Origin of the sequence: Rhodanobacter sp. C06 (assembly GCF_002001105.1) — a bacterium.
Taxonomy (GTDB): Bacteria; Pseudomonadota; Gammaproteobacteria; order Xanthomonadales; family Rhodanobacteraceae; genus Rhodanobacter_A.
Genome location: NZ_MUNP01000077.1, coordinates 37,719 through 52,126, shown reverse-complemented (window position 1 = coordinate 52,126; position 14,408 = coordinate 37,719). Strand labels below are relative to the sequence as shown.

Genomic DNA, 14,408 nt, shown 5'->3' with positions numbered 1-14,408 from the left:
GCCATGGTCGCGGTCGCCCGGCCGGCCAGCCACATGCGCCTGATGCGCATGGACGACCTTGACGAGGTCGCGGCGGTGGAGCAGGCCTCCTATGACTTCCCGTGGACGCGCGGCATCTTCGCCGACTGCCTCAAGGCGGGTCATCCGTGCTGGGTGCTGTGCATCGACGACGATGTCGCCGGCTACGGCGTGTTGTCGGTGGGCGCGGGCGAGGCACACGTGCTCAACATCTGCATCGCCCCCGCGTACCGTGGCCAGGGCCTGGGGCGGCACCTGCTGGGTCGCTTGCTGGACGTAGCGCGCTGGAGCGGCGCGCAGCGCGTGTTCCTCGAAGTGCGGCCGTCGAATCCGCTGGCCAAGGCGCTGTACGAGTCGGTGGGCTTTCGCGAGATCGGCCGCAGGCCGCGCTATTACCCGGCGAAGGATGGGCGCGAGGATGCGATCGTGATGGCCCTCAATATCGCTGGAAGCGATATTGAGAAATAGGTAAAGGACGCTCTGGCTCTTCCTGCCAAGCACCCCTCCCCCAACTCCTCCCCCGCAAGCGGGGGAGGGGAGCAAGTTGCTCAGCCTTCCAGCTTTCCCGCCTGCTCGCGCATCGCTGCAAGCTGGGTATTCCAGTCCACGATGCGCTGCCGTTCCTGTGCCACCACTTCCGCGGGGGCATTGGCCACGAAGTTCGCGTTGCCGAGCTTGCCCTCGCACTTTTTGATCTCGCCTTCGACGCGGGCGATTTCCTTGGCGAGGCGCGCCTGTTCGGCGCCGAGGTCGATCAGCCCGGCCAGCGGAATCAGCACGCGCAGCGAGCCCACCACGGCGGCCGCGGCGGCCGGTTCCGCGGCGCCAGGGGCTATCCATTGCGGTGCCTCGGTGCGGGCGAGGAAGGCGATCTGCGCGGCGAACTTCGCGGCGCGGGCGCGATCCGTGGCCTCGCCGCCGGCGAGCAACAGCGGAATGGTCTTGCCCGGCGCGATGTTCATCTCCGAACGGATCCTGCGGATACCCGACAGCACCGCCTTGAACCATTCGATCTCGGCGGTTGCCGCGTCGTCGGAGGCGAAGTCTGCGGCGTGCGGGTAGGGGCGCGCATACACGCTGGATTCGGCCACGCCGAGACGTGGCGCCACTTCCTGGAAGATTTCTTCGGTGATGAACGGAATCACCGGGTGCAGCGCACGCAGCACGGCTTCCAGCACCACCAGCAGCGTGTGCCGCGTGGACGCCGCGGCGGCCGCGTCTTCGCCGTTGAGTGCCGGCTTCGACAGCTCAAGGAACCAGTCGCAGTACTCGTTCCACACGAACTCGTACAGCGCTTGCGCCAGATGATCGAAGCGGTACGAAACGAAGTGCTGTTCGACTTCGGCCAGCGTCTGGCCGAGGCGGGTCAAGATCCACCGCTCAGCCTCGGTCGCCGGTGTGCCGGCAGGGGTGGGAGCCTGTCCTTCGGGCAGATTCATCAGCACGAAGCGCGCCGCATTCCACAGCTTGTTGCAGAACGCCTTGTAGCCCTCGGCGCGCTTCAGGTCGAAGTTGATGGTGCGGCTGTAGCTGGCCAGCGCGGCGAAGGTGAAGCGCAGCGCGTCGGTGCCGATCGGCTTGATGCCGTCGGGGTATTCCTTGCGGATGCGCTTCTCCACCTTCTCGCGCACCTGCGGTATCAGCAGCGATTTGGTGGACTTCGCCACCAGCGGTTCCAGCTCGATGCCGTCGATCAGATCCAGCGGGTCCAGGGTGTTGCCCTTGGACTTGGACATCTTCTGGCCTTCGGCATCGCGCACGATGGCGTTGATGTAGACCTCGCGGAACGGCACCTGGCCGGTGAAGTATTTGGTCGCCATCACCATGCGGGCGACCCAGAAGAAGATGATGTCGAAGCCGGTGACCAGCACGGCGCTGGGCAGGTAGATGCGGTCGTGCGACCAGTCGGCGACGACGTTGCCGTTTGCGTCCTTCACCGGGCCATCCAGCGGCCAGCCCAAGGTGGAGAACGGCCACAGCGCGGAGCTGAACCAGGTGTCCAGCACGTCCTCGTCCTGCTTCAGCGCGCCCGCCGGCGCGACCTGCGCATGCGCGCGCGCGTCGGCCTCGTCCTCGCCCACGAAGATGTTGCCGGCGTCGTCGTACCACGCCGGGATGCGATGGCCCCACCACAGCTGGCGGCTGATGCACCAGTCCTGGATGTTGTCCAGCCACTGCGTGTAGGTGGTGCTCCAGTTCTCCGGCACGAACTTGATCTCGCCCGAGCGCACGGCATCGAGCGCGGGTTCGGTGATCGCCTTGCGGCCGCCCGGACGGCCATCCGTCTGGACGTCCGAGGTGAGATCGACGAACCACTGGTCGGTGAGCATCGGTTCGATCACCGCGTCCGAACGCTGGCTCACCGGCACCTGCAGCTTGTGCGACTTGGTCTCGACCAGCAGGCCGGCGGCTTCCAGGTCGGCCAACACGCGCTTGCGGGCGTCGTAGCGATCCAGCCCGCGATAGGTCTCGGGCGCGTTGTCGTTGACCTTGGCGTCCAGCGTGAAGATGGTGATCGGCGGCAGCTTGTGGCGCACGCCGATGGCGTAATCGTTGAAGTCGTGCGCCGGGGTGATCTTCACGCAGCCGGTGCCGAACTCGCGGTCCACATAGTCGTCGGCGATCACCGGGATCTGCCGGCCGCTGAGCGGCAGGGTGAGCGTCTTGCCGACCAGGTGGGCGTAGCGCTCGTCCTCCGGGTGCACGGCCACGGCCACGTCGCCCAGCATGGTTTCCGGACGGGTGGTGGCGACCACCAGCGATTCGTCGCTGCCGGCAACCGGATAGCGGATCGACCACATGTGCCCATCGCGCTCGACGTTGTTCACTTCGAGGTCGGACACGGCGGTGCCCAGCACCGGATCCCAGTTCACCAGCCGGTTGCCGCGGTAGATCAGGCCGGCGCGGTACCACTCCACGAACACCTTGCGCACCGCGGCGGACAGGCCTTCGTCCATGGTGAAGCGCTCGCGCGACCAGTCGGCGGCGGCGCCGATGCGGCGCATCTGGTTCGTGATGGTGGAGCCGGACTCCTCCTTCCACTGCCACACGCGCTCCACGAACGGTTCGCGGCCCAGGTCGTGGCGGGTCTTGCCCTCGGCGGCGAGCTGGTTCTCCACGATCTTCTGGGTGGCGATGCCCGCATGATCGGTGCCCACCTGCCACAGCACGTTCATGCCGCGCATGCGCTGGTAGCGCACCAGCATGTCCATCACGGTCTGCTGGAAGGCATGGCCCATGTGCAGCGTGCCGGTGACGTTCGGCGGCGGCAGCAGGATGCAGTAGGGCTCGCCCGAGCCCGTGGGCTTGAACGCGTCGCTGGCTTCCCAGCGGGCGTACCACGTCGACTCGATCTGGGCGGGTTCGAAACTCTTTTCCATGGGGGCTCGCGATGGCGCGCACCGGTCGGGTGCGGGATCTGGCGTCAAAGCTTGGAATTGTACGGCAGGGGCAGGGCTGACAAAACGCGGGCGCCCCCGGCAGCCCCGCTGCCGGGCGGCCACGGGCGGCTCAGGGTTCGACCAGCTCGCCGCCCCAGCTGGCGGGATCCGCATCGGCGACGGTCTGCGTGAACGTCCACAGGTGGCCGCCGGGATCCATCGCCGAATACTGGCGCTCGCCGTAGGGCCAACTGGCCGGCTCGCTGACGATGCGGGCTCCTGCCGCGAGGGCCTGCGCATGGTGCGCATCGGCGTCGTCCACCCGCACCATCACGGACTGCCGCGGCAAATGTTCGCCGTTTTCCGGACCGGCATCGCTGGCCACTACCGCGCCGTCGCCGTAGGCGAGCTGGACGCGGTGGTCGCCGATGCGCAGCCGTGGGCGGAACCCGAATGCCCGGCACAGCCAGTCGGCCGCCGCAGGCACATCGGCGTAGCCGAGCACGGGGATGATGGTGGCGTTCGGGATGGATCGATTGCTGCGCATGAGCGGATCTCCATGCCGCTGCCTGCCCGATGCAGGGTGCGGGCGGCGAGGCCCGATGCCCCGCCCGGGGATCATCCCAACTTCTGCGTGATCACGTAAGTGGCGATGGCGCAGGCGTTGGCGACATTCATCGACGAATTGTGGCCCCGCATCGGGATATGCACGGTGGCGTCCGTGGCGTCGAGCAGGGCCTGGCAGATGCCGACGCTCTCGTTGCCGAGCACCAGGCAGATCCGGTCGCCCGGAGCAATCCGCAGTTGCTCCAATGCGATGCTGGCCGAGCTGAGTTCGAGGCCGATGATGCGGTAGCCGACGGCCTTCAGCGCGGCCACCACGGGCAGGGGATCGCTGGCGTACTCCCAAGGCACGTGCTGCTCGGTGTGGCGCGCGGCGGTGTGCAGCTTGGGATGCGGCGGCGTGCAGGTCGTGCCGGCGAGGAAGAGCTTTTCCACGCCCAACGCATCCGCGAGGCGGAACAGGCTGCCCACGTTCGCCGGCCGCCGCACGTTCTGCGCAAGCAGGCAGAGCGGATACCTGCCTGTCGCCGGGCGGTGCGCGTGGTGGTCGAGCTGGGTGTCGGGCATGTCTGGATGCGTCCAGCATGTTTGTAGGAGCGCATCTTGTGCGCGATGGCCTTGGCCTTCGATCAGGGCGAAAAGCTTTCGCGCACAGGGTGCGCTCCTGCAAGCGGAATCAGGCCGCGTAGGTACGATGCTTGTTGATGGTGTCGCGCAGTTCCATTGCGGCGGCACGCGCGGCCTGCGCGAAATCCTCGCCGCTGCCGGCGTAGAGGATGGCGCGCGAGGAGCTGATCATCAGGCCGGTGCCATCGGCGGTGAGCCCGTGCCTGAGCACGGCGGCCACGTCGCCGCCCTGGGCGCCGATGCCGGGCACCAGCAGCGGCATGCCGCCCACCACGTCGCGCACCTGGCCCAGTTCCTCCGGCCAGGTGGCGCCGGTGACCAGGGCGCAGTTGCCGTGGGCGTTCCATTCGCGCGCGATGGTTTCGGCCACGCGCAGGTAGAGTGGAACGCCACCGCAGTCCAGCGCCTGGAAGTCCGCGCCGCCGGGGTTGGAGGTGCGGCAGAGCAGGACCACGCCCTTGTCGGCGCGGTCGAGGAAGGGTTGCGCCGAGTCGCGACCGAGGTAGGGGTTCAGCGTCACCGCATCGGCGCGGTAGCGTTCGAACGCCTCGCTGGCGTAGTGCTGCGCGGTGCTGCCGATGTCGCCGCGCTTGGCGTCGAGGATCACCGGCACGCCGGGATGTTTCTCGTGGATATGCGCGATCAGCCGCTCCAGCGCCTCTTCCGCGCGCAGCGCCGCGAAGTGCGCGATCTGCGGCTTGAACGCGCAGGCGAGGTCGGCGGTGGCGTCGACGATGGCGGCGCAGAACGCGAACACGGCGTCGGGCATGTCGCGCAGGTGCGCGGGGAATTTCGCCGGTTCCGGATCGAGGCCCACGCAGACCAGCGTGCCATGCTCGCGCCAGCGCCGCTGCAAGGTGTCGTGGAAGCGCATGGCAAGTGCCTCGGGCAAGGAAGTGGCTGCGTAGTCTAAGCGAAGCGCAGCGGGCACGCGGCATGGCGAACGGGTTGGCAGGATCGTGCCGATGGACATGTTTGGCTTTCCATTTGTGCCTGATCGGACCTAAGGTCCCAAGGAATGTGCCGAATCCATCGGGACATTCCCCGCATCTTTCGCCGATCGCGACGCACCTGACCAAGGGTTTCACCATGTCGAAAAAATGCACGCCTTCCGCCGATGCTTCCACCGTCGTCGACCCTTCGCGCCGCAACGTCCTGCGGCTCTCGGGCATCGCCGGCCTGGCACTCGCCGGTTCGGCATTGCTGCCCGCCGAAGCAAAGGCCGAGACAGGTACGGCATCCGTCGAACCGGTGGCGGCCGGGGCCGGCTTTGCTGTGCAGGCCGCCATCGCGACGCCGATCCGTCCGCCGGCCGTGCCCCTGGCGGTGCGCCAGCCCTACCTGAGCACCTGGCTGCCAGCAACGCTGTTGCCCGGCAATGCGCCGCAGTTCTGGCAGGGCAGTTCCACGGGGATGGTGGGTCTGGTCCGCATCGATGGCGTGGCCTGGCTGTTCATGGGCGACGGCAAGATCGTCCAGGCCATTCCCGACGGCAACCACGGCAAGCAGGCCACGGTCGAGGACTTCCCGCGCGCCATGCGACAGACCGCGTTGCGCGTCACGGCGACGCGCTCGTGCTTCACCCTGCAAGGCGGCGGCGTCGAGCTGGCGGTGGACTTTCTTTCGCCGGTGGAGCCGGGCGACAACCGCCGCCAGTCGATTCCGATGAGCTACGTGCGCGTGTCGGCGCGCAGCGCTGATGGCGCATCCCACACCGTGCAGGTCTACATGGAAATCACCGGCGACTGGGCCGGCGACGATGCCGCGCAGGAGCTGGTGGTCGCGCGCGGCGATTCACCGGCCGCCCGGACCTGGACGCTGGCACTCGCCAAACCGCAGCCGCTGGCGGAGCAGCACGAGTTCGCGGCCTGGGGCCGGGTGCTGTGGTCGACGCCGGCGCGCGACGGCGTCAGCCTGCAGGCGGGCGACCGACTGAAACTGCGGGCACGCTTCGCCGGACACGGTTCGCTCGACGGCAGCAACGAGGCAGCGCTCAGCACGGTCAAGGCACTGCCGGCGTTGGCGCTGGCGGTCGATCTCGGCCATTGCGGTGCTGCTGCAAGCGCGGCGGATTTCGTGGTCGGCCAGGTGCGCGAGCAGTGCATCAACTACCTGGGGCGGCCGTTGCGCGCGCTGTGGACGAAGCATTTCGGTGACTGGAAGGCGATGCTGGATTTCTTCCATGGCGATGCCGCGGCGGCACGGCAGCGGGCCGATACGCTCGATGTGCGCATCAGTCGCGACGCGCGTGCCTTCGGCGGGGAGCGCTACGAAGGGTTATGCGTGCTCGCGTTGCGACAAGCCTATGCCGGTACCGAACTGGTGCTGGGGCCGGACGGTACGCCGTGGGCGTTCCTGAAGGAGATTTCCAGCGACGGCAACGTGTCCACCGTGGACGTGCTTTACCCGGCCTCGCCCGTGTGGATGTACCTCGATCCCGACTATCTGCGCATGCTGCTGCTGCCCCTGCTCGATTATGCCGGGCATGGCGGATGGCCGAAGCCCTATGCCGAGCACGACCTCGGCTCCGCCTACCCGCAGGCGACCGGCCACAACGACGGCAAGGAAGAGGACATGCCGGTGGAGGAGAGCGGCGACATGCTGATCATGATCGCCACCTGGCTGCGCCGCGTGCCGCGCGCCGATGCACAGGCCTTCGCCAGCCGCCATTACCCGCTGCTGGAAAAGTGGGCGCAGTACCTGGAACGGAACCTGCCTGATCCGGGCTTCCAGAACCAGACGGATGACTTCGCCGGCTCGATCGCGCACAGCGTCAACCTGGCGCTGAAAGGCATCGTGGCCTTGGCCGCGATGGGGCAGGTGGCCGGGCTCGCCGGCCATGCCGACGATGCAGCGCACTACCGCGACCGGGCGCGCAAGGACATCACGTACTGGGCCGCGCGTGCGAAGGATCCGCAAGCCCCGCACCTGGACCTGACCTATCACGATGCGGGCGGGCAAGGTACGTGGGGGACGCTCTACAACGGCTTTGCGGACACCGTGCTGGGCACGGGCCTGATTCCAGCGGAAATCCGTGCCATGCAGGCGGCCTGGTATCGAGGGCAATGCAATGCCTTCGGGCTCCCGTTGCAGGTGCCGCACAGTTATGCCAAGTCGGACTGGGCGCTGTTCACGGCGGCATGGCTGGCCGACCAGCCGGTGGCGCAGGAGTTGATCGATCGCGTCTATGCCTACGCCGATGGCACACCCGACCGCGTGCCGTTCTGCGATCTCTACAACACCGTCACCGCTGCTCGTGTTGCTTTCCAGGCACGTCCGGTGCAAGGCGGCATCTTCGCGCCCCTCGCCGTACGAAGCATGCAGCAGCCTGCTCATTAGCCAGGCCGATGGGACTTGGCAGGAGACCAGTGGGCCAGCCTGCGCCCGCTCCTGCGCTGCGACTTCGTCATGGGATAGCGGGTCGACGGGGGCCGCCGACCGTTCGCGGCGCCATTTTTTGCGCCGCAGCGTGACTTATCGAGTTCGAGGTGTAGGTTTCGGCTGAAGCCTTAAGATCGATCCAAGTCATTGTGATCCACATCACGCCAGTGACACGAGGGGTGGATGCGGCTTCGGCCGCGTGACGATTGGGCAGGAGTGGGCTGCCCGGGATGTCACGGCTCCTGTCTGGCGGGTTGACGGGGTTTGAGAAATGCAACCACCGAAGCCATCGGTATTTCCCCTGTGACGTGCCTGCATGCACCAGGCATGTGCGGGTGCGTGGGCGGAATTCCTGTCCCAGCAGGTTCCGTGGCAACCGGCCGCTTTCGCGGCCTTCGATCCGGGCAATCGCAGTAACGCGTTCGGGATTTTGAAGTGTCGGTCGACGACGGGCATGCGCCCGTTGGCTGATGAAAATTTGGATCGATTCAGTGTTGGAGGGAGCAAGAAAGCGGCGACCACGCATCCGGTTCATGCGATCGAACGGAGCGCCTTGCGCCGATTCCAGTGAACGCATATCAACGGAGATACTGAAGATGACTTACCTGCCTCATGCCTTTGCCCGCAAGCCGCTCTACGCCGCGTTAGCCGCGGCGAGCCTGTCGCTCGGTGGTCTCGGAATCCCCGCGGCCGCCTTGGCCGCCCAGACGGCGACGCCCGTCGCGACCGCGACGCCACCGCCGGCACAAACATCCGGCGGCGCGCAATCATCCGACGACACGGCGGCAAAGACGGCAGGCAAGAAAAAGAGCGACAAGAACGGCAAGCCCATCCTCTTGCCCGGCGTGATCGTCACGAGCTACCGCCAGTCGATCGACCAGAACCTGCAGGACAAGCGCGATTCCAACGCCATCGTCGAGGTCATCAACGCGCAGAACATCGCGCAGTTCCCCGCCAAGAACATCGCCGACGCGCTGGCGCACGTGCCCGGCGTGGTCATCACCCGCGAATCCGGCGAAGGCAAGACAGTCAGCATCCGCGGCCTCGCGCCCGAGCTGACGCTGACGGAATTGAACGGCAACTACGTGGCCTCGGCCGATACCTCGGCCGGTCTGACGCGCTCGTTCAACTATTCGATGATGCCGGCCAACATGTTCTCGGACATCAAGCTCTACAAGAGCCTGGAAGCGCGCCTGGACGAGGGCGGCATCGGCGGCAACGTGGACCTGCGCACGCGCCGTCCGCTGGAGATGGCGGCGAACGACGGCTTCGTGTCCGTCAACGGCGCGGGTTCCGACAACAGCGGCAAGATCACGCCGCAGGTCTCGGCGTTGTGGTCGTGGAAGAACAAGGACCAGACCTTTGGCGTCCTGCTTGCGGGCACGTACCAGAAGCGCCGGGACATCGACTACACGGCCAATGCGTCGAGCTGGCACTGGTGGGCCGACAACTGCTCCGACCACGCAACGTGCACCCAGCCGCCCACGGATGTACACGGCAACCAGTACGACCCCGCCGTGGCCTCCAACATCGACCTGTGGGGCAACGGCGAGGTCGACCAATCCGGCAGGCAGTATTCGGGCTACTGGATGCCGCAGCAGTTCTCCACCAGCCGGAACCAGCTGGACCTGAAGACCAAGGGCGTCCAGGCCACCATGCAGTTCAAGCCCAGCGATCATTTCCTGCTGACGGGCAACTACTTCCGCTTCCAGCGGCAGCAGACCCAGATCACCAATACCCTGGAGGTTCCCGAGTGGGGCCTGCCCAGCAACAACAATTTTGACGACCAGCAGGGCCGGCTGCTCGCGCCCAATGGCCTGACGTTCGATCCCTCGCACACCGTCGTTACCGGTGCGAACTACGTGCTGCCGCCCCCGGGCCAGGGCTGCAATGCGACGACGAACCCCAGCACCGGCGCGCAGCGGCAGCCGGTGGACGTCTGCTCGACGGAGATCCCCTGGCTCAACGGCAACTACTCCGTGGAGAAGGCCACCTCGCAGACCCTCAACCTCGAAGGCGAATGGGACAACGGCGGCGACCTCAGCGGGACGTTCAACGTCGGCCGTACCTGGGCGACGGGCGGCCCGTCGATCGAGCTGGGCATGGCGGCCAAGCCGCGCAACTTCGTCAACGGCCAGTGGGTGGACGGCAGCAACGGGGCCGCGTGGACGCTGAACGGCAAGCCGACCATCACGGCGGCGCCTGACGTGCTGCAGAACATGCTGGCCGGCGAGGGCCAGGTGGACCTCGGTTCGACCGGCTCCAACATGGTCAATACCCGCACCTCGCAGAATTTCGCCCAGGCGGACTTCACCTGGGCCTTCGACAACGGCTGGCTGCAATCGCTGCAGTTCGGTGCGAAGTACCGCGACAACCGCGCCGAGCAGCAGAACAACGAACTGCGCTGGTACTGCAAGGGCACCACGCTGCAGTTCCAGACCTGCGACCCGAACGCCGGCCAGCTGCCGGCGGGCTTCCTCGAACCGAGCATGCTCGACGGCAACACCGAGGCCTACAACGACAGCATCTTCCCGGCGATCAACTTCCCGGCCTACTACAGCCACCTCAACTCCACCTACGACCGGGTGGTCTACAACCATCCCGAAGACAAGTCCACGGTCCGGGAAAAGATCTCGGCGGCCTACGTGCAGGCGAACTTCGACACGGGCACGCTGCGCGGCAACGTGGGCCTGCGCTTCGTCAGCACGCAGCAGGACCTCACCGTCGCCGACCAGATCACCACCAACAACGCGGTGTACTACCACGACGCGAGCGGCAACATCCTGATCTGCCCGGCCAGCGGCGTGAACGCCGGCGGCGGCCCGTGCGCGCCGGGCGATTTCCAGTACCTGCCGCGCGAGCAGTCGGTGGTGCAGACCTACTCCAACGCCACCACCTCCAAGCGCTACAACAAGCTGCTGCCCAGCTTCAACGTCGCGTGGACCGTTGCAGACAACTTCGTGCTGCGCGCCGCCGGTTCGCAGGCGATGGCCCGTGCCAACTACACCGACCTGGCCGAGCTGGGCAGCCTCACCAACAACACGCAGGCGTACTACAACGACCGCAAGCAGTTCGGCGCGCCCCCGCCGGGCTGGTACGGCAGCGGCGCCAACGCCGACCTCAAGCCGTTCACGGCCACCCAGTTCGACCTGGCAGGCGAGTGGTACTACGCGCCCGAGTCGGTCGTCGGCCTGGACCTGTTCGACAAGAAGGTGAAGAACTTCGTCGTGCCGGTCACCGTCAACAACATCAACGTGGATGTCGGCGGCACCCAGGAGAACTTCCTGCAGTACAGCACCAACGCCAACGGCCGTTCGGGCACATCCAAGGGCGTGGAGCTCTACACGCAGCACACCTTCCAGTCGGGCTTCGGCTACATCGCCAACTACACGCTCAACAAGACCAACGAAACCGCGGTTTCGCTCGGCGACACCCAGGTGGGCAAGTCGGAACTGATCGGCAGCGCCAAGTACGCGGCGAACGTGTCGCTGTTCTACGAGAAGCACGGGCTGCTGCTGCGTGCCACCAGCAACTGGACGGGCCGCACCATGCAAGGGCTTGCCGCCGGTCTGCCCGTCTACACGGAGCCTTACCACCAGGTCGATCTGAACGGCGACTACAAGTTCAACAAGCACCTGATGGTGACCGCGTCGATCATCAACCTGACGAAGGCCAAGCCGCGCTCGTACCTGGGAAGCGACACGACGGCGCGGCTGAATCAGCTCGAATACGCCGGACGCCAGTACTACATGGGCGTCACGTACAAGTTCGGCTCCGGCGATTGAGCACGACGGGCGGGTTCAATCTTGGCCTGCCCATGAGCTTTGCTCCCTCTCCCCGTCAGGGAGAGGGAGCAAAGCGCCGCCGGCGTGACGGGTGACGCGCCTCCATTCATTGCACGCACCGGAACGGACCATGCATCCATTTCCCGTACTCTCTTGCCGCCCCGCTTCGTCGATCTGCAGGCACGTTGCACAGGTCTTCGCGATGGCAGCCCTCGCGCTTGGAACCATGGGCGCGGTCCATGCCCAAGGCGACAACGCGTCGCAGCATGCGACGCAGGCCGTCGACGAAGCGAACCCGCTGGTCGGTACCGCGCCGCTGGACCGGCAGTCGCTGATCGGCAACGCGCCGCCGCCGGGCGAGCCGTTGTATTCGGGCATGACCTCGCCGGGTGCGAGCCTGCCGCAAAGCTCGACCGAGGCGACGCCGGTCAACCTCAATGTCGATCTCAGCTATCCCGCGGGCGTCGGCATGTCGTACTACTACCCCAATCCGACGATGATCGGATTCACCGGCGGCGGCTCGACCTATGGCGGCCAGGCCTCGCCGATGATCATGCCGGTGGTGGGCGACTGGACCGTGCCGCCCGACTACGCGCGGTCGTATTACGACAAGGCGAGCGAGAAGGCGTCGCCGGGCTACTACACGGTCGATCTCGCCACGTTCCACACCAGGGTCGAGCTCACCGCGACGCAGCGCACCAGCCTGATGCGCTTCACCTTCCCGGCGAGCCACCGATCGAATGTCGTCATCAACCTGCGCCGCTCCGGCGGCAACGTGGAGGTGGTCGACGACCGCACCATCCGCGGCGTCTCCACGGGCGGGCGCCCGGAACGCGATTCGGATGGCGCCTGGTTCGTCGCCGAGTTCTCGCGGCCGTTCGCGGGCTTCGGCACCTTCCGCGCGGACCACGATCACGAGGGCTACGGCATCGGCGATGCGGACGTGCAATCGGGCCGGCGTGCGGTGTCCGGCAGTTACGCGGGCGCCTACGTCACTTTCGACACCAGGGCCGGCGAGCAGGTGCTGGTGAAGATCGCCCACGGCCACAGTGCCGAAGAAGCCGAACAGCGGTTGCGCGACGAAGAACCGGGCTGGGATTTCGAGCGCGTGCATGCCCAGGCGCGTGCGGCGTGGGCGCGATTGCTCGACCGTGTCGAAGTCAGCGGCGGCACGCCGAAGCAGCGCATGCTGTTCTACTCGACGCTGTACCACTCCTTCGCCAGCCCGCGGCGGCTGGCGCGCAAGGGCGAGCGCTTCACCGGTGCGGACGGCAAGGTCCACGTCGCCAGCTACGACCGCTACAGCCCGGTCCCGTTCTGGGATACCGGCCGCAACCAGATCGTGCTGCTGATGCTGCTCGAACCGAAGATCGTGCAGGACATCATGCGCTCCGAGCTGGATCGCGCGCGCGAACGCGGTTACATGGACACCTCGTTCCATGGCGACCACGCCGTGCTGCTCTACGATGGCGCCTGGCAGCGCGGCATCCCGTTCGATTACGCCGCTGCCTACGAGTACCTGCGCAAGAACGCGACCGATCCCAAGGGGCCGCGCGGCTATCTCGCCGAATACATGAAGAACGGCTGGATTTCCGACATCGTGCCGCCGGGCAATCCCAGTCCGCCGTATGCGGGCGGCAAGGCGGGCGTGGCCACCACGCTGGAATACGCCTGGGACGATCATGCACTGGCCGACGTCGCGCGCCGGCTCGGCAAGACGGACGACGCGCAGATGTTCCTGCGCCGCGCCGCGAATTACCGCAACGTGTTCGACCCGTCGACCGGCTTCATGCGCGGCAGGACCGCGGACGGCAAGTGGATCTCGCCGTTCGACCCGGGCGAACCGTACTACAACTTCATGATGAAGGAGGCCTCGGGCTGGTCCACGCTGTGGCTGGTGCCGCAGGACGTGCAGGGCCTGATCGACCTGCTCGGCGGCCGCGCCGCGTTCAACGCCAAGCTCGATGCGTTCTTCTCCACGCCCTACACGGCCAAGGGCATCTGCCGCGACTGCACCGGCCTGATCGGGCAATACGTGCAGGGCAACCAGCCGGACCAGCAGGCGGCCTACCTCTACGCCTGGAGCGGTCAGCCGTGGAAGACGCAGGCGCTGGCGCGGCGCATCCTTGCCGAGATGTACGGCAGCGACGCCAGCGGCTACGGTTTCCCCGGCATGGACGACCAGGGTTCGACTTCGTCCTGGTACGTCCTGAGCGCGATGGGCTTCTACCCGGTCGATCCGTCCATGCCGGATTACATCCTCGGCAGCCCGATCTTCGACCGCGTCCGCCTGGACATGGGCAACGGCAAGATCTTCGAGATCGTCGCGCGCAACAATTCGGCGAAGAATCAGTACATCCAGTCCGCCACGCTCAACGGCAAGCCATGGAACAAGCCCTGGTTCAGCCAGGCGGACATCGCGAACGGCGCCACCCTGGTGCTCACGATGGGGCCCGCGCCGAACAAGGCCTGGGGTGCCGATCCGGCCGATGCGCCGCCGTCGATGTCGGCGCATGGGCAGTGATCTTTCCCCTTGACCCTGAGAGGAAGGTCGAGGGCGAGGGGCAGTCTTGCCGGGCGTTCCGGCTGCTGGCCTGATCGCAAGCCTGGCTTCTCTCCCCCCATCCCCCTCCCCGGAGGGGAGAGGGAGCAA

8 protein-coding genes are annotated in these 14,408 nt (G+C 66.7%); 4 read left to right on the top strand and 4 right to left on the bottom strand.

Annotated features, from left to right (window positions below):
- The first annotated feature begins 3 nt into the window (after positions 1 to 3).
- On the top strand, positions 4 to 486 hold the full coding sequence (gene rimI, locus B0E52_RS16960; RefSeq protein WP_077485777.1) for a ribosomal protein S18-alanine N-acetyltransferase: 483 nt from the start codon (positions 4 to 6) through the stop codon (positions 484 to 486).
- An 80-nt stretch (positions 487 to 566) separates the two neighbouring features.
- On the opposite strand, the gene B0E52_RS16955 is transcribed toward rimI, so the two are convergent.
- The 4 genes from B0E52_RS16955 to pyrF form a co-directional block, all read right to left on the bottom strand.
- Positions 567 to 3,398 (bottom strand): valine--tRNA ligase, encoded by a 2,832-nt coding sequence (locus B0E52_RS16955; protein ID WP_077485775.1) that lies wholly within the window; start codon positions 3,396 to 3,398, stop codon positions 567 to 569.
- Between the two features lie 130 nt (positions 3,399 to 3,528).
- Positions 3,529 to 3,945: a VOC family protein gene (locus B0E52_RS16950; RefSeq protein ID WP_077485774.1), complete on the bottom strand. Its 417-nt coding sequence runs from the start codon at positions 3,943 to 3,945 to the stop codon at positions 3,529 to 3,531.
- 71 nt (positions 3,946 to 4,016) lie between these two features.
- Positions 4,017 to 4,529, bottom strand: a complete 513-nt coding sequence (locus tag B0E52_RS16945; RefSeq protein WP_077485772.1) for a TrmH family RNA methyltransferase — start codon at positions 4,527 to 4,529, stop codon at positions 4,017 to 4,019.
- A 109-nt stretch (positions 4,530 to 4,638) separates the two neighbouring features.
- The gene (gene pyrF / locus B0E52_RS16940) at positions 4,639 to 5,463 is read right to left on the bottom strand and encodes an orotidine-5'-phosphate decarboxylase (protein ID WP_077485770.1); all 825 of its coding nucleotides are present in this window, start codon (positions 5,461 to 5,463) and stop codon (positions 4,639 to 4,641) included.
- 215 nt (positions 5,464 to 5,678) lie between these two features.
- On the opposite strand from pyrF, the gene B0E52_RS16935 reads away from it, so the two are divergent.
- The 3 genes from B0E52_RS16935 to B0E52_RS16925 all read left to right on the top strand — a co-directional run bounded on the left by B0E52_RS16935 (position 5,679) and on the right by B0E52_RS16925 (position 14,279).
- Entirely contained in the window at positions 5,679 to 7,928 is a 2,250-nt protein-coding gene (locus B0E52_RS16935) for a glutaminase family protein (RefSeq protein ID WP_077485768.1), read from the top strand.
- A 638-nt stretch (positions 7,929 to 8,566) separates the two neighbouring features.
- Positions 8,567 to 11,755 (top strand): TonB-dependent receptor, encoded by a 3,189-nt coding sequence (locus tag B0E52_RS16930; RefSeq protein ID WP_077485766.1) that lies wholly within the window; start codon positions 8,567 to 8,569, stop codon positions 11,753 to 11,755.
- A 226-nt stretch (positions 11,756 to 11,981) separates the two neighbouring features.
- Positions 11,982 to 14,279, top strand: a complete 2,298-nt coding sequence (locus tag B0E52_RS16925) for a GH92 family glycosyl hydrolase (protein ID WP_254426855.1) — start codon at positions 11,982 to 11,984, stop codon at positions 14,277 to 14,279.
- Positions 14,280 to 14,408: the final 129 nt, after the last annotated feature.